This window comes from Streptococcus gallinaceus (assembly GCF_040545695.1).
GTDB classification, from domain to species: Bacteria; Bacillota; Bacilli; order Lactobacillales; family Streptococcaceae; genus Streptococcus; species Streptococcus gallinaceus.
Window position 1 is genome coordinate 79492 of sequence record NZ_JBEPMK010000002.1, and the last position, 18540, is coordinate 98031.

Consider the following 18540-nt stretch of genomic DNA (forward strand, 5'->3'; position numbering starts at 1 on the left):
TTCATAATTCCTTTCGGTATGGGTCAAAGGGACGCCTGCCCCTTGGCTCTATGATGCTATTAGTTATTGCCCTTGATCCGTTCAAGGTAGGCATTGTGCTCTTTTTCAGCAAATTCACGACGTCCGCCTGGTTTTGGTGTTTGGTCACCCATCATGATACCAAATCCACCTTCCACACGAAGCTCATGACCATTTGTATAATCTGAACGATCACTTGCCAAGTAAAGAACAGCATTTGCAATGTCCATTGTGTTCCCAATGCGTTTGTTTGCAGTCAATGCTTTGCGTCCTTCTTCTACAGCTGGATCAGCATAGAAACTTTCTGACAATGGTGTTTTTACAAAGCAAGGTTGGATACAGTTTGAACGGACTCCAAATTGTCCCCATTCAGCCGCCATTTGACGAGACATCATATTGACACCAGCTTTAGTTGAACTGTAGGCTGCTGAGTACGTTTCTGGGAAAATAGATGCGATTGTTGAGATGTGCACCATATTTCCTTTACCTTGTTTGATAAATTGACGGCCAAAACGTTGTGATACCAAGAAGTAACCTGTCAAGTTGATATCCACTGTTTGACGCCATTCTTCAAGCGGAAGATCTTCCAATGGACAGGCACGAAGCATGGCAGCAGTATTGACCAAAATATCTACCGTACCAAATTTTTCAATTGCTTTTGCAACTGCCTTGTCCACATCTGCTTCTACAGTTGAATTTGTCGCAACAGCGAGTGTTTCTACATCGTATTCTTTTGCGATTTCTTCAGCGTATTCGACCAAGGCATCTTCACGAATGTCCATCAAGACAACATTCGTTCCTTGTTTTGCAAATTCTTGAACGATTGTACGTCCCATACCACCTACGGCACCTGTTACAGCCGCCGTTTTGCCTTCAAGACCTAACCATTTATCTGACATGTATCTGTTCTCCTCTATTATTTATATTCTATTATTATAGCAGATTTATCTAGTTGCGAAAACCGTTTTCATTATTTCCCTGGTAATTGTCCAGGCCAAGTTTCTTCCAATACTTTAACTGTATTGTCAAATGTATGAGCTGATGCTTCAGCCAATCCACGACCAAGAATTTCATCTGAGATTACTTCTACCCCGATAACTTTTGGTGTGATGCCTGCATTTTTAATCATGCGTACAAAGCCAGCTGTATCTTTGGCACCAGTACCTGGAGCAAGACGGTCATGCATAGATTCGTCACGCAAGATAGAAGCTGCATATGGACGATCGTAAGCGTCATTGATTTGGATAGAAATAACTTTTGCTGCTTGCTCAGGAGTCAAATCAATGTATGGTTGATCCGCACGTACCCAGTGCCATGTATCCAAAATCAACATCGCATTGTCGCAACCTGATGCTACTACAACTGCATAAGCTTTTTCAAATGTAGGGAGACCTGAATATGGCATTGGCTCAACACCGATGATCAATTCACCAGCACGTTCACACAATTCTTTCAATTTTTGTGCTGTGTACTCTACTGAGTAATTTTCCATGAGACCACAGTTGATGTGACCAACGTTAAAGAGTTTACACATGTGGAAGCACATTTGTTCTTTGTATTTTTGTTCGTAACTACGGTGTTCTTCCGCCCATTGTACAATGTATTCAACTTCTGTTACTTTGATGTCATATTTTGCCAAGATGTCCAAAATGTCTTGGTCAGTCAAGCCTTCTTGAAGGGCATCAACATAAGTTTCTGCACGAAGACCAATTCCTTCATAACCTGCTTCTTTTGCAGCTTTTACACGATCTTCAAATTTACATTGGTCACCGAGTGTCCAAGAGCTGATTGTAATTGGTGAAAGTTCTGACATAATCATGTCCCCCTTAGTTTGTTAATTTTTTCACTTTCTACAATTTCAATTATAATCCAGCCCTAAAAGAAAAACAAATCAATATTTTTACAACTATTTATAGAAAAAATTTATCAATTATGCTACACTATTGCTAGAAATTATTTGGTGAATTTATGAACTTACAACATTTACGTTACTTTCTGACATTAGCGGATTTGGAGCATTATACTGATGCTGCGCGCCAGCTACACATCACTCAGCCGACCCTCAGCCATGCCATTATGATGCTAGAGGAAGAATTAACCGTATCCCTATTTTCAAAGCAAGGACGCAATATCGTACTGACCAAGGCTGGCCGTGAATTTTATACGACGGTTCAGTCTTCATTAGCCATTCTTGACAATGGCGTCCAACAGCTACAACGAAATAACGGTAGCCGGACCACGCTTAATCTCACCCTTCTTCGGGTATTGGGCCGAAAAGCTGTGCCCAATCTAGTTCGCCGATTTCTTGACCAGTATCCGACTGCTTATATCAATTTTGATTTTCATAATGACAGTGGGATGTCTGGTGATTTGATCAATGGAGTGGTCACAAATAAATACGATGTCGCATTTTGCTCTAAATTGGACCACTATCCGACTATTTCCTACCTTCCTGTTTTTGCGCAGGATTTGGTAGTGATTGTCCCTAAAAATCATCCCCTCGCCCATCAAGAAAGTATCACACTTGAAGACACTTTACCTTTTCCACAGGTCTGGTTTTCTAAACGAAGCGGTATTCGTCCTATTATTGAGCAAATTTATGAAAAGGCAAACAGCAAACCACAAGTCGCCTTTGAAGTCAGCGAGGATGAAACGGTTGCTGGACTAGTAGCACAAGGGTTTGGTCTTGCCATCATTCCAAAATTTGATTTTTTAGACAGTCTCGATGATATCGCAATTATCGAGGTAGAGGCTCTGAAGAAGGCACGTATCTACTATGCGGCTTACCGCAATGATGTCCTACCAACCCCAGAACTATCCCTTTTTCTCGGCTTTCTTCGGACAAGCTCTCCTGAATTACCTGATATACGTTAAACACCGATTCCTATGAATCGGTGTTTTTTAACTCAAAATTAGTTCATCACTGGTTAATACTTGTCCGCTATTTTTATGGAAGAGATTCATCAAATCTTGAACCGTCAGATTTTTCTTTTCTTCTCCGCGAACATCCACAACGATTTTCCCTTGGTGAAGCATGACCAGACGATTTCCGTATTGGATAGCATTTTCCATATTGTGGGTAATCATCAAGGTAGTCAAGCCGTGATTTTCCACGATTTTTTTCGTCAATTCCATAACCATATCACTGGTTTTTGGGTCAAGTGCCGCTGTATGTTCGTCTAAGAGTAGGACTTTGGGTTTGACAAGTGAAGCCATCAACAGAGTCAAAGCTTGGCGTTGACCACCTGATAAAAACTGGGTTTCTACCTTCATCCGATTTTCCAGATCCAAATCCAATTCTTTCAGAGATTCAGCAAAAATCTTGCGCTCACTATCTTTCACACCCCAGCCTAATCCACGTTTGAGACCGCGGCGATAAGCGATGGCCATATTTTCTTCGATTGTCAGACGAGAGGCCGTTCCCATTTTTGGATCTTGGAAGACACGACTAATATCTTTTGCCCGCTTTGCTGCTGAGACATGCTTGATGGATTTTCCATCCAATAAAATATCGCCCTTATCCACTGTCAATGCACCTGCGAGCGAGTTCATCAAGGTTGACTTACCGGCTCCATTTCCCCCGATAATCGAGATAAAATCACCCTCTTCAACATCCAATGATAAGCCTTTTAAGACATGGTTTTCATTGATGGTTCCCGCTTCAAATGTTTTATGAATTTCTTGAATTGATAATATTGTTGACATGATTTCTCCTATCCTAAGTTCAATTTACGAATCTTCAATTTCTTCTGCAATTCAGGTACAAAGAGAACTGTTGCCAAGAGAATAGCTGAGAAGAGTTTGACCAAATCTGCATCCATACATGGAATTTCCAAAATAGCCAAGATAATCAGACGATAGAGAATGGAACCAAGTACAACAGACGCCAAACGCCAACCAATACTGAGGTTTCGGATAATGACCTCCGCAATAATGACAGACGCCAAGCCGATAACGATAGTCCCTGTTCCTGAATTCAAATCTGCATAGCCATTATTTTGCGTTAATAAGGCACCACAAAGTGCAATCAAGCTGTTCGATAACATGTAACCGTAGATTTTCATTCGGTCTACATTGATGCCATTGGCCTCACTCATTGGAATATTGTCCCCAGTCGAGCGAAGAGCCAGTCCGACTTGTGTTTTCATCAGAAGTGTTAGCAAGCCAATAACGGCTAGGACAAACACCGCGCCAATCACCAAAACAGCACCTGTTTTATCCAGACCTAAATCACGCAATTGAGTGACTAAAGTTGTTTGACGAAGAAGGGCTACATTGGCCTTTCCCATCACCTTCAAGTTAATCGAATAAAGACCTGTCAAGGTAACAATACCAGTCAGCAAGGCTGGGATTTTTAATTTTGTATGCAAGAAACCTGAGATCAAGCCTGCTCCCATCCCACCTAAAAAGGCAAGTCCTGTTGCTAGAAGAGGATTGACTCCATTGACAATTCCGGTCGCACAGATTGCAGCTCCAAGGGGATAGGCCCCTTCAGCTGTCATATCTGCAATGTCTAAAATTCGAAAAGTTAAATACACACCGATGGCCATGATTGACCACAACAAACCTTGTGATAAGCTTGATAAAATAAGATCCACAATATACTCCTTTTTTTAGAAATACAGCTGATCAACTGTATTTCATTGATTACTATTTTACAGAAAGTTTTGAGACATCAATCCCTAATTTTTCTGCCATTCCTTTATTGACATGCAATTCAACTGTCTCAGGGTATTCAACAGCCAACTTAGCTGGCTCATCTCCCTTAAGAACTTTGACGGCCATTTTAGCTGTTTGACGTCCGAGTGCTTCATAGTTTGTACCGTAAGTCAACAGCCCACCAGCATCAACCATATCCGTTGACCCACCGATAACTGGGACTTTGTGGGTGACAGATAATTCACCAATCATAGTCATAGTAGAAGCAACTGTATTATCCGTTGGAACAAAGACTGCATCGACATCCGTCATCAAGCTAGTTGCTGCATCCTGTACATCATTGGTTGAGTTGATGCCTTTTTTCTCAACTGTATAACCTGCTTTTTTCAGTAATTTTTCTGCTTCTTGGACCTGCACTTCTGAGTTTCGTTCACTAGTAGTGTAGAGAATTCCGACTTTTTTTGCATTTGGCAAGGCTTGTCCCAACAACTCAACCTGCTTGTCAATCGGAGCTTGGTCACTTGTTCCTGTCAAAAGTCCACCTGGTTTTTTGATAGAATTAACCAAATCTGCTGATACAGGATCCGTCACAGCTGTGAAGAGAATCGGTACTTCTGTCGAAGCTGTTGCCAAACTTTGCGCCGTTGGAGTTGCGATAGCCAATACCAAATCATTGCCTTTTACCAACTGTTCTGAAATGGTCTGTAAGTTTGCTTGGTCACCCTGCGCATTTTGATAATCGAGCGTCAGATTTTTTCCTTCTTTATAGCCTTCTTTTTCTAACTCAGCCACAAAACCTTTACGTGCTGCAGTCAAGGAATCATGCTCCATATACTGCAAAATCCCTACCTTCACTGCATCTGACGTTGATTTTTTACCACCTGAACTACATGCCACCAGTGCTATGACACTTGCAGAGATAAGACCGGCTACTGCTACTTTTTTTACCCATTTATACATATTGTTCTCCTCTATTTCTTATCATCCAATTTTTCAATCATTTTTGTGTCAATTTCCAAGGCTTTGGCCATTTCTTCATTGACCTTAATCTTGATGACTTCTGGTCCTTGAACTGGCATATCAGCAGGATCTGCTCCTTTTAAGATTTCAACAGCCATTTTCCCAGCTTGCTGACCTAAGACATAAAAGTCAACTCCGTAGGTAAAGAGAGCTGCCTGACTTGAATTTTCATCACTACCAATTGCTGGAATTTTTTTACTCTTTAAGACTTCTCCAATGGTAGACGCCGTAGAAGCAACCGTGTTATCTGCTGGCAGATAGATGGCATCTACTTGACCTGCTAGAGAGGTAATGGCTTGTTGGACATCGTTGCTTGATGTAATGGTCTTTTCAACAGGCTCCACACCTGCTTTTTTCAAGGCAGCAATGGCTAAGTTTGCTTGGGATTCCGAGTTAATTCCGCTCGAATTATGAAAAATTCCTACTTTTTTAGCATTTGGTGCCACTTTTAAAAGCAATTCAATCTGCTTAGCAACATCCATCACATGACTTGAACCTGTCATATTCCCACCAGGTTTCTTAAGCGAATTCACCAGTGAAGCCGCCACAGGGTCATAGATGGCTGTGAAGACGGTTGGTGTCTCGGTATCCACATTTAACAGTGACTGGGCTGCCGGTGTGGCAATGGCTAAGTTCAAATCATTTTTCCCTGCAAGCTGTTCTGCCATAGTTTGCAAGCTTGCTTGATCACCTTGGGCATTTTTGTAGTCGATGCTTAGATTTTTTCCTTCTTCATAACCGGCATCCTTCAAAGCTACAATAAATCCTTTTCGCGAAGTGTCCAGTGCATCATGCTCCATGTATTGTAAAATACCAATTTTTACATCTTCCTTAGCTGCTGTTTCCTTCTTCTGGCTACATGCTACCAGCGCTAGACTACCCCAACCGACTAATCCTAATGTGACAAATTTTTTCCATACTCTCATACAATCTCCTCATCGCTACTTCAACGCCTTAATCGTAGCTACATCAAAACCAAGTGCCATAGCCATGTCTTCATTGACAGCGATAGCTGCTGTTTTTGGCTTTTGAACAGGAACCTTACTTGCTTTTTCTCCTTTGAGTAACTTAGCAGCCATCTGACCGGCTTGAACACCGATTCCATGGTAATCCACACCGTATGTGAAGAGAACTCCTTCTAGGTAAGCCTCGTCACTTCCGATGGCAGGGACTTTTTTAGCTTTTAGAACTTCTCCGATAGTGGAGGCTGTAGAAGCTACTGTATTGTCCGTCGGCAAGTAAATAGCATCTACTTGACCGGCTAGCGAAGTCATCACTTGTTGCACATCATTGGTGGTTGTAACAGTTTTTACCAGCACCTTTACGCCAGCTTTTTCCAATGCTTTTTGAGCTGCTTCTGCCTGAACTTGCGAATTTACTTCGCTTGAGTTATAAAAAATTCCAACTGTCTTGGCGCTTGGCACAACTTTCAGAAGCATCTTGATTTGACCAGCTACATCTGTCGCATCAATCGAACCCGTCATATTCCCACCAGGTTTCTCCATGGAATCAACCAATCCAGCTGAAACGGGATCCGTCACGGCTGTAAACACCGATGGTGTATCCGAATCAACATTAAGCAAAGCTTGTGCTGCTGGTGTTGCAATGGCAAAATTCAGATCATTTTTACCCGCCAACTGCTCTACCATGGTTTGAAGATTGGCTTGATCTCCTTGGGAATTTTGGTAATCAATCTTCAAGTTTTTACCTTCTTTGTAGCCATCTTCTCCTAAGGCTTCTACAAAACCTTCACGCGCAGCTGTTAGGGCGCCGTGCTCTGCGTATTGGATAATTCCTACGCTGACCTGTTCAGACTTATCTTTGGAAGAACCCGAACAAGCCGCCAAACCAAACGCGGATACGAGTAGAAGAAAGGCAAGAGTAACTTTTCTAAATTTCATTGTAAAATCTCCATTTCCTGTTCATGTGAAATCAACAAACTCAAATAGGAATTGTATAAAAATAAGGACCGTTAGATAGAAATCCAAACGGTCCTTATATTTTGCTGTAAATGAAAAACAGAAAAATCATCTCAGTGCCCGTTTAGATTTCATCTAGTGGGCACAGCTTAAACAACCACAGCCACATAGATACAAACTTTCGTTTATGTGTTTGCATCCATGTAAACATGTCTACAAACACTATCTAAAGTAGCTGTAGTAATAAGAATGCTTGGCTGTTTTAAGCTGACAATTCTGACTCATCTGAGTTTCTCTCTTTCTCATTTTTTATGTTAGTAAAATAATAAAACTTTTCAATCGGTTTGTCAAGGATTTTTATGAATAAATTTACCTTTTTTTGAATAGAGGTGCTAGATAATGCATAAAGTCCCCATGCTATTAGGCATGAGGACTTTTTCTCTAGAAAATCTTACCAGTTATATTGGTCAACATTATCTTTAGTTACGAGATAAATCGGAGACACTGTTATTTTTTCTACTTTTTTACCTTGATAATGATCAATAGCAGCTTGGATAGCAATTTCACCCATTTTTGCTGGCTGTTGTGCAACTGTCGCTGAAATATCACCTTTCTTAATTGCATCGTGGGCATCTGGTTGTCCGTCGATACCAACAATTAAAACATTTTGCAAACCAGCAGACTTAACCGCTTGTGCTGCACCTAAAGCCATTTCATCATTTTGAGCAAAGATGACTTGTACATCTTTGTTTCCTTGAATCATATTTTGAGCAGTATTCAACGCTTTAGCTCGATCAAAATTAGCTGACTGACTTGATAAAACATTTAATTTTGATTTTGCAATAGCATTGAAACCTTTGCCACGGTCAACAGTTGCTGATGCACCAGGGACACCTGACAATTCAAATGCCTTAGCTTTTTCACCCAATTCTTTGACAATATAGTCAGCAGCCATTTTCCCAGCTTCTACGTTATCAGAGGCCACAGTTGTCAAAACTTCTCCACCCTCACTGCCACGGTCAATCAAAATGACAGGAATATTCGCCGTATTAGCAGCTTTTATCGCTGTCACGATGGCTTTTGAATCTACGGGGTTAATCAAGATAGCATCGACATTCTGACTAATAAAATTCTGAACATCATCTGCCTGACGAGCTGCATCGTCTTGAGCATCCGTTACTTTTACTGTCACTGATTCTTGACTAGCAAATTTATCAATTCCGTCTTTCATTGCAACAAAGTAGGGATTATTAGTTGTAGATAAGGATACTCCCAACTTCAAATCCTTAGCTTCTTTTTTAGTAACTTCTTTGCTAGCTTGACCAGAAGAATTACCAAGTCCTGTTTTTCCGCAAGCGCCGAGAGTTAAGATAAGTGTTAAACCTAGAGCCAAAATGCTTAATTTTTTTCCAAATTTCATGGGGATACTCCTTTATAATGTGTATTCGTATGAAAGTTATTCTTATACGAATATCGAGTTTATTTTGCTACTTTCAAACGATCAAGTAAAACGGCAATTAAAATTACAATGCCTTTAACAACTTGTTGCCAGAATGCTGAAACACCGATGATATTCAAACCATTATTTAAAACACCGATGATGAGGGCCCCTATTAAAGTCCCCAAAATACGTCCTTTCCCTCCTGAAAGAGATGTTCCACCAAGTACGACTGCCGCAATAGCATCCATTTCATAGCTAGCACCCGCAGTTGGTTGTGCTGAATTGAGACGTGATGTGATAATCAAGCCTGAAATAGAAGCCATCATACCAGAAATGGTATAGATGATAATTTTAACTTTGTTTAACTTAACACCTGAGATATACGCTGCTTTTTCATTGCCTCCTAGAGCGTAGACAGATTTCCCAAAAGCTGTTTTGTGCAACAAAATATACAAAATAACAAATGTTAGAAACATAAGAATAACTGGGAATGGAATGCCTACAACATACCCCTGACCTAAAAATTGAAAGAGGAAGCTATCTGATAGGCCTTCTGTAATTGGATTCCCATTTGAATAAACTAGGGTTGCTCCTCTAAAAATCGTCATGGTTGCAAGGGTAACAATAAACGGTGCTAATTTCCCAAAAGAGATAAAGAGACCATTTAACATTCCAAATATCCCCCCCATACAAACTGCTAGAACAATTGCCAGACCAACAGGCATACCTTGACCAATCAATCCTGCGCTTAAGGCACTTGATAGGGCTAAAATCGATCCGACGGACAAGTCAATTCCCCCTGTCAAGATAACAAAGGTCATACCAAAAGCAATAAATCCATTTGCTGTGACTTGTAAGAGTAAGTTCAGTAAATTATTGGTCGTTAAAAAGTTTGGGTTGAGAAAAGTGATGACTATCATCAATGCAATTAAGGCTATCAAAGTGGTCAACTCTGGCATATTTTTTACGATATTTTTCAACTTATTTTCCTCCTGTTGCTAGTTGCATAACTTTTTCTTGGCTAGCCTCATCACAACTTAACTCGCCGTTTATTTTCCCTTCGTGCATCACCAATATACGATCGCTAACGCCCAATACTTCTGGTAAATCAGAAGATACCATGATAATCGGCACTCCTCTATCCGCCAATTCATTCATGAGCTGATAAATTTCACGCTTAGCACCGACATCTACGCCACGCGTTGGCTCATCCAAAATCAGAACCTTCGGCGCAATACCAATCCATTTCGCTAAGACAACCTTTTGTTGATTACCACCAGATAGATTTCCCACCTCTAACTCTGGTGTCCCTGATTTAATCGCTAGACGATCAATCAATTTTTGAACAAAGATTCTACTTGTCTTTTCATCAAAAATCCCATGCTTGCTAAAATCCTTAGTTGAGGGTAAAGTCATATTGTCCTTGATACTGAAATCTAGCACTAAACCTTCGTCTTTTCTATCTTCTGTCAAAAAACCTACACCGTGCTGGATAGCTTGGTAAGGATTTGTGATTGTAACTGCTTTTCCATCAATTTTGATAATACCTGACGTTTTACTATCAATTCCAAAAATAGCTCGCATGACCTCGGTGCGACCAGCTCCCATCAGGCCAGAAAATCCAATAATTTCTCCTTTTCGTATCTTAAAAGATACATTAGAAAACGCTGTACCAGAAAGATTTTCTACTTCGAAAGCAACTTCTCCAATTTCAGATTTCTTTTCTGGATAATAATCTTCCAATTCTCGACCAACCATTTTTTTAACCAATTCATCAGGATCTGTTAATATAGTTTCTTTGGTGTCGACGACAATTCCATCTCGCATAACAGTGATTAAATCAGTAATTTTAAAGATTTCTTCCATTCGATGAGAAATGTAAACAATCCCTACCCCCTCTTTTTTCAGGCTATTAATGATTTGGAATAGATGCTCTGTTTCACGATCCGTCAAAGCTGCTGTCGGTTCATCCATTATCAGAATAGACAGTTGATTCAACAAGCTCTTTGCAATTTCAATCATTTGTTGCTGACCAACAGATAGCGTACCGATAGCGACATCTAGAGGAATCATTACCCCCAATCGATTGAAAGCCTCTTGCGCCTTTTCTCTCATCTTTTTTTCCTGCAACAAACCAAAACTGTTTTTAATTTCACGTCCCAAGAACAGATTTTCTAGAACAGTCATGTCAGGCCAAGTATTCATTTCTTGATGAATAAAACTAATCCCAAACTCTTCGGCTTCCTGAGGATTTGAAAATGTTCGTTCTACACCATCAATTACAATAGTCCCTGAGCTTGCTGGAAAAAGACCTGTCAAAATATTCATTAGGGTTGACTTGCCAGCCCCATTCTCCCCCATTAGAGCATGAACTTGCCCAGACTCTAATGTCAAATCAATTTTCTCCAATACATGATTGGAACCAAATGATTTGGAAATATCCTTCATGTTAATTTTCATGAATAAGTGTCCTTTCTAGAGGATGACTCCTGATTGTAAAATGATATTAGAGTACGGTGTATTCTCACCCGTTCGGATAATCGCTTTTACTTCTTTATTTCTATTTTTTAACTCCTCATGGCTAACATATTCAACCTCTACATCAGCATCTAATTTTCCTAAGATGGCTGTTAACTGTTCTGGGTTAGCCGTTTTAATTTCTTCTGCTAGGATGACTTTTTCAACCAAGATATGCTCTAAATAAACGTCCAATACCTCTTGAAACTTGGGATCACCCACTTTCAAAGCAAGATCGATTTTCTGCGTTTCACTCGGTACTGGTAAACCTAAATCTCCGATACACACTCGGTCTGTATGTCCCAAGTCATCCGCTAGTTTTGCTAAATCACTATTCAAAATTCCAGTTTTTTTCATAATATGAACTCTCTTTCATTTCTTTCATCGTTGGCATACCTCCCTGCGCACCAAATTTTTGGACAGACAAATGAGAGGCTAGTGTAGCAAATTTTAGAGCTTCAAAGACTGGAAGACCTTGAGATAAACCATATCCAAACGCTCCGTTAAAAGTATCTCCTGCTCCTGTTGTATCAACTGGTTTCGTTTTTAAAGCAGGAATCTGATGAATTTTTTTTCCATCTGAGTAGATAGAACCTCGTGTTCCTAGAGTTACGATTAATTTCTCTGGATATTGCTCTAGTAATTCTTCAAGTGATTCGTCTGGGAATAATTCCTGACATTCATGTTCGTTAGGAGTAAAGTAATCCACAAAATCCAACAACTCTAGGTCTGTTGACCGAGCAGGTGCAGGATTATAGAGTATCTTAATACCGTGTTCCTTACAAAATACTGCAATTGCACGATTTGCTTCATGCGGAATTTCATTTTGCAAAACCACTAACGCTGCATTCTCAAATGCTTGCCATTCGTTCGTCCAATTCTTTGGATCAACTTCGCCATTGGCTCCTGGACAATAGATGATACGATTATCATCATTGTAAAGAGTAATTTGAGCTACACCTGAAGATTGTGGTACCGTTCCCACATTGCCCACAGAAATATTGTTATCCTTTAAATTTTGTAATAATACTGAGCCAAATGAATCTTGTCCAACTGATCCTAGCATGATAATTTCATCACCAACTTGACTCAAGCGACCGATAGCAACAGCTTGATTTGCCCCCTTTCCACCGGGAACCATGGAGAAACGTTGACCAAAAACTGTTTCCCCCTCTAGTGCAATGCGGTCTGTTTCCATGACCAAATCCATGGAAATACTACCAATAACAACTATTTTACTCATCCTTTTCCCTCCTAACTGTTTCGCGTTCAACATAATGAACAGGTAATTTAATCCGATTTTCTTGTACAGGCAACTGATTTGTAATTTTATAGATTAACTCGGCTGCCTTTTGTCCCATCTTATAGGATGACTGATGGATCGTTGATAGGGCAGGATAAACAAAACGGCTCATCAAAATATCATCATATCCTACAATTTGAATATCTTCTGGAATACGCTTGCCACAATTGAGTACCTCGTGGATATAACCGATAGCATGAATATCCGAAGGTGCAATAATACTATCAATATCTGGGTGTATAGCTAATTGTTCCCTAGCCTCCAACTGAATCTGGTCAAAGTCAAAACTGCTACTATCACAAATCGAAAATTTAGCCTGATGTTTCTCAAGAAAATCATAACTCCCTTGAAAACGTTGGTTCAAATTTTCCGCTTTATCCAAGGGTCCTCGAACAAGTAAAATATGTCGAGAGCCAGCTTGCCAAACAGCTTCAGCTGCCAAGCGTCCACCAGCTTCATTGTCCGAAAAAACGCCATACTGGGTTTCTTGAGTGACCCTATCTACAACAACAACAGGTATCGAAATTTCGGGATATTCTTTTGTAAAATCATGAGTTGTGATAATTCCAGCTGCATTACATTGCAATAGAACATTTAGATACTCCTCTTCTAGTTGTCCTTTATTGTTGGTATTTCCTAGCATGACACGATAGCCTTTTTCCTTAAGAAATTCCTCTACTCCACGCGCCAATCTTGGAAAGAACGGGTTTGATATATCAGGTAAAAGTAATCCAACTAACTGATTTTTTTTCGTTTTTAATGATTGAGCCATAAAATTCGGAACATAATTAAGTTCTCTTATCGCTCTTTCAATGTCCTGGGCTGCCTTTTGACTAACATAACCATTTTGAGAAATGTATCTAGAAACAGTGGAAGTCGAAACTCCTGCTGTTTTAGCAACTTGCCGTATTGTAGTCATATCTCCTCTTTTCTAAAAACATGGGAACGTTCTCATATTTTGAATTGTAACCGTTTTCTCTGATTTTGTCAACCATTTTTAAAAATTTTTTTGAAATAATGGAACAACAATAAAAAAGCAGGATAAGAATTTAACTCTATTCCTGCATTCTGTAGCCATCACAACAAATCTTGCAATGGTTTAAAAATTAATTTTTCTAGGTCAGAAACGTAGAGGGATAGCTGTTGCTGTTTGGTGAAATATTCGGTCAAGATAGGGTTACCTTCGATTTGACGGCCGAATTCTTGCATTTTTGCTTGCAAGTCGCTAGATGGCATTTGTCCTGATTGCAACACAGCTTGGATTTCTTGCTGGAAATCCATATAAGCCGCGAAAATTTGCTTGGCTTCTGGATTAGCTTCTACAGCTTCTTTTGCAAGCTCCACTACCTTGTACTCTGGTAATTGGCGGATTGCACGCTCTAATTGATTTGCGATATCATAGATATTTGTTGACATAATGGTTCCTCCTAACCAATAAAGACTTGGTAGTCTGTATTTTCACGAACAACTCTAGCTGCACGTTCCAAGTCCTCTTTATTTTTAAATGTAATTTGTAAAATACCGTTGATGTCTTCTCGGTTTTCTTCATTGATACGAATATTGACCACAGATGTCCCGCGCAATAATTCCAATATCATGAGAATCACATCTTCTTCATCCGGCACATTGATGAAAATGTCGTAGAATGAATCCACTCCCGCTCGTTTATGAATTTCCATCTCCTTACGAGTCCGACTTCCCTGGTCAAAGAATGCCCAAATCGCATCCTCATCGCCAGCGGCAATCTGGTCTGCGACTTGAGACAGTCTTGCCTGAAATTCTGTTATCCGCTCCAAAATTGCTTCTTGATTGGTCATGAGAACGCTCGTCCACATGCCAGGTTCACTTTCTGCAATCCGTGTCATATCGCGAAAACCACCCGCCGCAAAATTATTGGTGAAGGGATGGTCACCAGCATACTGACCAGCTTGATTCATCAAACTAGAAGCCAAAATGTGGGGAAAATGAGAAATTTGACTGGTAACTCGATCGTGCTCCTGAGCATCAATTTCAATAAAGCGTGCCTTGAGACCAGATAGGAGATCCATCAAACGAGGTACCGCATCCTTTTTGGTTAATCGGCTTGGTGTGAAGATAAAATAAGCATTTTCAAAGAGAAGAACATCCGCCGCAATGGCCCCCGTCTTATGACTCCCTGCCATAGGATGACTTCCGATAAAGTTGGCCGTCTCTGGCAAGTAGCGCTCAGCAGCTGCGACAATTTCCGCCTTGGTCGAACCCGCATCTGTAATCAGGGCTGTATCTTTGAGTGGCAACTGCCCTAATTCCTTCAAAAAGGCAATGGTCTGCTTAATGGGCACCGCCAAGATAATCACATCGGCTTGAGGTACAAATGCCGCAAAATCATCCGTTGCTTCATCCACCATATTGCTTTCCAGTGCAATCGTTCGTGATGCTTCACCGCGGTTATAACCCAAAATACGGTAATCAGGATGGTCACGACGGATTCCTAAAGCAAGCGATGCTCCAATCAAACCCAGTCCTGCTATATAAATTGTCTTGGTCATCTGACCTCCTTTTATTTCCATGTTCACCATATAGTAGAACACTCCGAGTAGGTTCTACCCAGAGTGATTTAGAAATGTTTTACGTAGTCACGGTAAGCTGCAACAGCTTCTTTCAACTCTTCCATATTATCCGAAGAGAATTTCTCCAGTACTTCTGTTGCGATGACGGTTGCGACAACTGATTCCATAACCACACCCGCAGCTGGAAGAGCCGTCGGATCTGAGCGCTCAACCGTTGCCTTGTAAGGCTCATGTGTTTCAATGTCTACTGACATCAACGGTTTATAAAGAGTTGGAATAGGCTTCATGACACCACGAATGATCAGCGGCTGACCATTGGACATGCCACCTTCAAAACCACCAAGATGATTGGTACGGCGGGTATAGCCATCATCTTCATTCCACAGAATTTCGTCCATGACTTCAGAGCCCTTACGGTAACCAGCTTGGAAACCAACTCCAAACTCAACTCCCTTAAAAGCATTGATAGACACAACTGCTTGCGCCAACTTGCTATCTAGTTTTTTATCCCATTGGACAAATGAACCTAGACCAGCTGGAACACCACCGACAATTGTCTCGACAACGCCACCAATGGTATCTCCTTCACGCTTAATTTGGTCAATATAATCCTTGATTTCCTGCTCACGTTCTTGGTTGACAACTGAAATTTCCGACTGACTAGCCAATTCTTTGATTTGGAAAACCGTCAGATTTTCAGGTACATCAATTTCCTTGCCACCAAAAACAACAACATGATTGGCAATTTCCATGTCTAGTTCCGCCAAAATCCGCTTGGCAACTGCACCAACAGCCACACGCATGGTCGTTTCACGCGCTGATGAACGTTCTAAAGAATTTCGCAAATCATCGAAGCGATACTTGATTCCTCCGACCAAATCTGCATGACCTGGGCGTGGGTGTGTAATCCGACGTTTGCTTTTTAGCTTGTCCTCGATGTCTTCAACAGACATGATTTCTAGCCATTTTTGGTGGTCCTTATTGGTTACATTGAGTGTAATGGGAGCTCCTGTCGTTTTTCCATGACGGACGCCTGATGTGATTTCCACTTGGTCAGTCTCAATTTTCATCCTACCGCCACGGCCATAACCGCCTTGACGACGTTTCAGGTCCGCATTGATATGGTCTGCAGTCAGAGAAAGCCCTGCTGGCACTCCTTCGATAATCGCTGTTAAACGTGGTCCATGGGATTCACCCGCTGTCAAATACCTCATCTAGTTCTCCAATTCCTCTAAGAATTTTTTCATGTTCGTCAGGGAAATCTGACCTGGTGCGCTAGCCTCATCCAGACTAGCAAATGACCAGCATGATCCTGTCAAGACACCCGCCAAACGTGATAGTTTCCCTAAGTTCCCCATAGACATGGTTGCGTAAGACTGCTCCATATTCAGCGTCTTAAATCCACGAGTATAGTTCATGACATCCAAAACATCTTGCTCCGTCTTAGGCATAACGGCCATTTTCACCACTGCTGGTGAGAAGCTCGTTAACTCAGACATGATTTCCATGTAATTCTCTGGTGTTTCTTGAAAATTATGGTAACTCAAAACCAGATTTGGAAATTCCATCATTTCTTCAAAGACTTCTTTGTGAGAATAATACTCAAAATCAATAAACTCTGGCTGATAGAGACTAGCAACTTCCTTAATCAAGGAAATGTAATCTGCATCTGAGATGTCCAACAAGCCGCCTTCACGACTAGTCCGAAGCGTAAAAATAACTTCACGACCAACCAACTTTTCAAAAACCGCTGGTGCAACCCGTAAAATATCTTCCTTAGGAAGGTAGTCTGCACGCCATTCAATCAAATCAGCGGCAGCAAGACGCCCCATATCAAGCGCTTCAACATCTTCCATACTTCGTGGCATAATCGGTACGACTATCTTCATTTTTCTACCTGTATCGTAAATACCTTGAGGTAATTACTACTTTCATCATTTTTATTAACTGCAAAATCAGCAGGTAAGCGATTGGTTTGTAAATAGCGGAATTTGGTTTTGCCAAATCCTTTTTGTAATTCTTTTTTGAACTTCTCAGGTGTTAGATTGGACGCATTTGTAGATGCGACAATAATACCATTTGGATTTAAAATGCCCAAAGCTTGTTCAATCAAGCGATGGTAGTCTTTAGCAACTGAAAAAGTTTGTTTTTTATTGCGAGCAAAACTCGGTGGGTCAATCACGATGACATCGTAAGAAAGTCCTTTTCGTTTAGCATAACGGAAATACTCAAAGACATCCATAACAACAAATCGGTGATTGTCTAGTGGCAATCCATTAGCTACAAAATGCGCTTCTGATAGCTCTCTCGAACGTTTGGCCAAGTCAACAGATGTCGTCTCTACAGCGCCTCCCATGGCTGCTGCCACAGAAAAAGCTGCTGTATAGGAAAACATATTGAGAAGGGACTCGCCTAAGGCCAAACCATCCACCAAGCTTCCACGAACCTCATGTTGATCTAAAAAGATACCTGTCATGAGACCATCGTTCAAAAATACTTGGTAGTTGACGCCATTTTCTTTCACTAAAAATGTCTCAGGCGCTTCATTTCCGTATAAATGTGCAGATTCAAAACCAAGCCCTTTAAAACGAATTTTTTCATAAGCTCCCAGAATCTGTGGAAACTGCGCTTGAAATGCCTTGAGAATCATCTCTTTTTGTGAGTATATAAATTCATTATACCATGTAAAGAGCGCATATTGGTCATAAAAGTCAATGGTCAAACCACCAAATCCATCTCCATCCTGATTAAAAAGACGATAGGCTGTTGTCAACTCTGATTGAGCATAGTGTTGACGTTTGGCTTCTGCTTTGGAAAATAAATCCTGGAAGAAAGCGGGATTGGCTGTAAATGGTTGAGATGAAATCACCCATCCAATTCCTTTATTTTGCTGAGAAAGGTAGCCCTGCCCTATGATTTTTCCACTTTCATCAGACAAACGGACATACTGATTGCTAACAGGAAGAGAGAGGACATCTGACTCTTCCAAGACACAGATGCCTTGCTTGATTTTCCTTTGACCAATTCGATTGAGTTTTACTGTTTCCATAAACTACATTATAACAAATTCACTAGTATATCTCAAAAAAACTTTTGTAGTTCATGGTCCAATAA

The 18540-nt window shown here is 40.7% G+C and carries 19 protein-coding genes; 1 reads left to right on the plus strand and 18 read right to left on the minus strand.

The annotated features are described in order from the left end of the window. Positions 1-59: 59 nt before the first annotated feature. Together ABID27_RS02640 and ABID27_RS02645 are read right to left on the minus strand one after the other, a co-directional pair. Positions 60-917, minus strand: coding sequence for an SDR family NAD(P)-dependent oxidoreductase (locus ABID27_RS02640; RefSeq protein WP_253363991.1), 858 nt, complete (start codon positions 915-917; stop codon positions 60-62). 71 nt (positions 918-988) lie between these two features. Beyond that, complete coding sequence (locus ABID27_RS02645) at positions 989-1831, minus strand: sugar phosphate isomerase/epimerase family protein (RefSeq protein WP_253363985.1); 843 nt, start codon at positions 1829-1831, stop codon at positions 989-991. 155 nt (positions 1832-1986) lie between these two features. Here ABID27_RS02645 and ABID27_RS02650 point away from each other — a divergent pair, with 155 nt between their 5' ends. After that, positions 1987-2892 carry a LysR family transcriptional regulator gene (locus ABID27_RS02650; protein WP_354280063.1) on the plus strand — a complete coding sequence of 302 codons (906 nt, stop codon included), beginning with the start codon at positions 1987-1989 and terminating at the stop codon, positions 2890-2892. 27 nt (positions 2893-2919) lie between these two features. Here the strand turns inward: ABID27_RS02650 and ABID27_RS02655 are convergent, their stop codons facing one another. The 16 genes from ABID27_RS02655 to ABID27_RS02730 form a co-directional block, all read right to left on the minus strand. After that, entirely contained in the window at positions 2920-3723 is an 804-nt protein-coding gene (locus ABID27_RS02655) for an ABC transporter ATP-binding protein (protein ID WP_354280065.1), read from the minus strand. 8 nt (positions 3724-3731) lie between these two features. Beyond that, the gene (locus ABID27_RS02660) at positions 3732-4616 is read right to left on the minus strand and encodes an ABC transporter permease (RefSeq protein ID WP_354280067.1); all 885 of its coding nucleotides are present in this window, start codon (positions 4614-4616) and stop codon (positions 3732-3734) included. 52 nt (positions 4617-4668) lie between these two features. Beyond that, a complete protein-coding gene (locus tag ABID27_RS02665; RefSeq protein ID WP_253363977.1) occupies positions 4669-5637 on the minus strand; it encodes an ABC transporter substrate-binding protein in 969 nt (322 codons plus the stop codon). Between the two features lie 11 nt (positions 5638-5648). Continuing rightward, entirely contained in the window at positions 5649-6623 is a 975-nt protein-coding gene (locus ABID27_RS02670) for an ABC transporter substrate-binding protein (RefSeq protein WP_354280069.1), read from the minus strand. A 15-nt stretch (positions 6624-6638) separates the two neighbouring features. Beyond that, positions 6639-7598: an ABC transporter substrate-binding protein gene (locus tag ABID27_RS02675; protein ID WP_354280070.1), complete on the minus strand. Its 960-nt coding sequence runs from the start codon at positions 7596-7598 to the stop codon at positions 6639-6641. A 469-nt stretch (positions 7599-8067) separates the two neighbouring features. After that, positions 8068-9036: a substrate-binding domain-containing protein gene (locus ABID27_RS02680; protein WP_253363971.1), complete on the minus strand. Its 969-nt coding sequence runs from the start codon at positions 9034-9036 to the stop codon at positions 8068-8070. Positions 9037-9095: 59 nt separating this feature from the next. Then, positions 9096-10016, minus strand: coding sequence for an ABC transporter permease subunit (locus ABID27_RS02685; RefSeq protein ID WP_435533066.1), 921 nt, complete (start codon positions 10014-10016; stop codon positions 9096-9098). Positions 10017-10038: 22 nt separating this feature from the next. Further along, on the minus strand, positions 10039-11517 hold the full coding sequence (locus ABID27_RS02690; protein ID WP_354280073.1) for a sugar ABC transporter ATP-binding protein: 1479 nt from the start codon (positions 11515-11517) through the stop codon (positions 10039-10041). Between the two features lie 15 nt (positions 11518-11532). After that, complete coding sequence (gene rbsD / locus ABID27_RS02695) at positions 11533-11931, minus strand: D-ribose pyranase (RefSeq protein WP_253363965.1); 399 nt, start codon at positions 11929-11931, stop codon at positions 11533-11535. Continuing rightward, complete coding sequence (gene rbsK / locus ABID27_RS02700) at positions 11906-12817, minus strand: ribokinase (RefSeq protein WP_253363963.1); 912 nt, start codon at positions 12815-12817, stop codon at positions 11906-11908. The genes rbsD and rbsK overlap by 26 nt, the downstream gene beginning before the upstream one ends. Next, a complete protein-coding gene (locus tag ABID27_RS02705) occupies positions 12810-13796 on the minus strand; it encodes a LacI family DNA-binding transcriptional regulator (protein WP_253363961.1) in 987 nt (328 codons plus the stop codon). Before ABID27_RS02705 ends, rbsK begins: the two co-directional genes overlap by 8 nt. Positions 13797-13954: 158 nt before the next feature. Continuing rightward, positions 13955-14293: a YlbF/YmcA family competence regulator gene (locus ABID27_RS02710; RefSeq protein WP_253363960.1), complete on the minus strand. Its 339-nt coding sequence runs from the start codon at positions 14291-14293 to the stop codon at positions 13955-13957. 11 nt (positions 14294-14304) lie between these two features. Continuing rightward, positions 14305-15405 (minus strand): prephenate dehydrogenase, encoded by a 1101-nt coding sequence (locus ABID27_RS02715; RefSeq protein ID WP_354280076.1) that lies wholly within the window; start codon positions 15403-15405, stop codon positions 14305-14307. Positions 15406-15473: 68 nt separating this feature from the next. Further along, entirely contained in the window at positions 15474-16640 is a 1167-nt protein-coding gene (gene aroC, locus ABID27_RS02720) for a chorismate synthase (RefSeq protein ID WP_253363958.1), read from the minus strand. Next, entirely contained in the window at positions 16641-17315 is a 675-nt protein-coding gene (gene aroD, locus ABID27_RS02725; protein ID WP_253363957.1) for a type I 3-dehydroquinate dehydratase, read from the minus strand. Continuing rightward, positions 17312-18475, minus strand: a complete 1164-nt coding sequence (locus ABID27_RS02730; protein WP_354280078.1) for a class I SAM-dependent rRNA methyltransferase — start codon at positions 18473-18475, stop codon at positions 17312-17314. The genes aroD and ABID27_RS02730 overlap by 4 nt, the downstream gene beginning before the upstream one ends. Positions 18476-18540 lie beyond the last annotated feature (65 nt).

Excerpts from the sequence above, each read along its gene's own strand:
- ABID27_RS02640 (WP_253363991.1), bottom strand. The coding sequence starts at position 917 with ATGTCAGATAAATGGTTAGGTCTTGAAGGCAAAACGGCGGCTGTAACA.
- ABID27_RS02645 (WP_253363985.1), bottom strand. The coding sequence starts at position 1,831 with ATGTCAGAACTTTCACCAATTACAATCAGCTCTTGGACACTCGGTGAC.
- ABID27_RS02650 (WP_354280063.1), top strand. The coding sequence starts at position 1,987 with ATGAACTTACAACATTTACGTTACTTTCTGACATTAGCGGATTTGGAG.
- ABID27_RS02655 (WP_354280065.1), bottom strand. The coding sequence starts at position 3,723 with ATGTCAACAATATTATCAATTCAAGAAATTCATAAAACATTTGAAGCG.
- ABID27_RS02665 (WP_253363977.1), bottom strand. The coding sequence starts at position 5,637 with ATGTATAAATGGGTAAAAAAAGTAGCAGTAGCCGGTCTTATCTCTGCA.
- ABID27_RS02670 (WP_354280069.1), bottom strand. The coding sequence starts at position 6,623 with ATGAGAGTATGGAAAAAATTTGTCACATTAGGATTAGTCGGTTGGGGT.
- ABID27_RS02675 (WP_354280070.1), bottom strand. The coding sequence starts at position 7,598 with ATGAAATTTAGAAAAGTTACTCTTGCCTTTCTTCTACTCGTATCCGCG.
- ABID27_RS02680 (WP_253363971.1), bottom strand. The coding sequence starts at position 9,036 with ATGAAATTTGGAAAAAAATTAAGCATTTTGGCTCTAGGTTTAACACTT.
- ABID27_RS02685 (WP_435533066.1), bottom strand. The coding sequence starts at position 10,016 with ATGCCAGAGTTGACCACTTTGATAGCCTTAATTGCATTGATGATAGTC.
- ABID27_RS02690 (WP_354280073.1), bottom strand. The coding sequence starts at position 11,517 with ATGAAAATTAACATGAAGGATATTTCCAAATCATTTGGTTCCAATCAT.
- rbsD (WP_253363965.1), bottom strand. The coding sequence starts at position 11,931 with ATGAAAAAAACTGGAATTTTGAATAGTGATTTAGCAAAACTAGCGGAT.
- rbsK (WP_253363963.1), bottom strand. The coding sequence starts at position 12,817 with ATGAGTAAAATAGTTGTTATTGGTAGTATTTCCATGGATTTGGTCATG.
- ABID27_RS02705 (WP_253363961.1), bottom strand. The coding sequence starts at position 13,796 with ATGACTACAATACGGCAAGTTGCTAAAACAGCAGGAGTTTCGACTTCC.
- ABID27_RS02710 (WP_253363960.1), bottom strand. The coding sequence starts at position 14,293 with ATGTCAACAAATATCTATGATATCGCAAATCAATTAGAGCGTGCAATC.
- ABID27_RS02715 (WP_354280076.1), bottom strand. The coding sequence starts at position 15,405 with ATGACCAAGACAATTTATATAGCAGGACTGGGTTTGATTGGAGCATCG.
- aroC (WP_253363958.1), bottom strand. The coding sequence starts at position 16,640 with ATGAGGTATTTGACAGCGGGTGAATCCCATGGACCACGTTTAACAGCG.
- aroD (WP_253363957.1), bottom strand. The coding sequence starts at position 17,315 with ATGAAGATAGTCGTACCGATTATGCCACGAAGTATGGAAGATGTTGAA.
- ABID27_RS02730 (WP_354280078.1), bottom strand. The coding sequence starts at position 18,475 with ATGGAAACAGTAAAACTCAATCGAATTGGTCAAAGGAAAATCAAGCAA.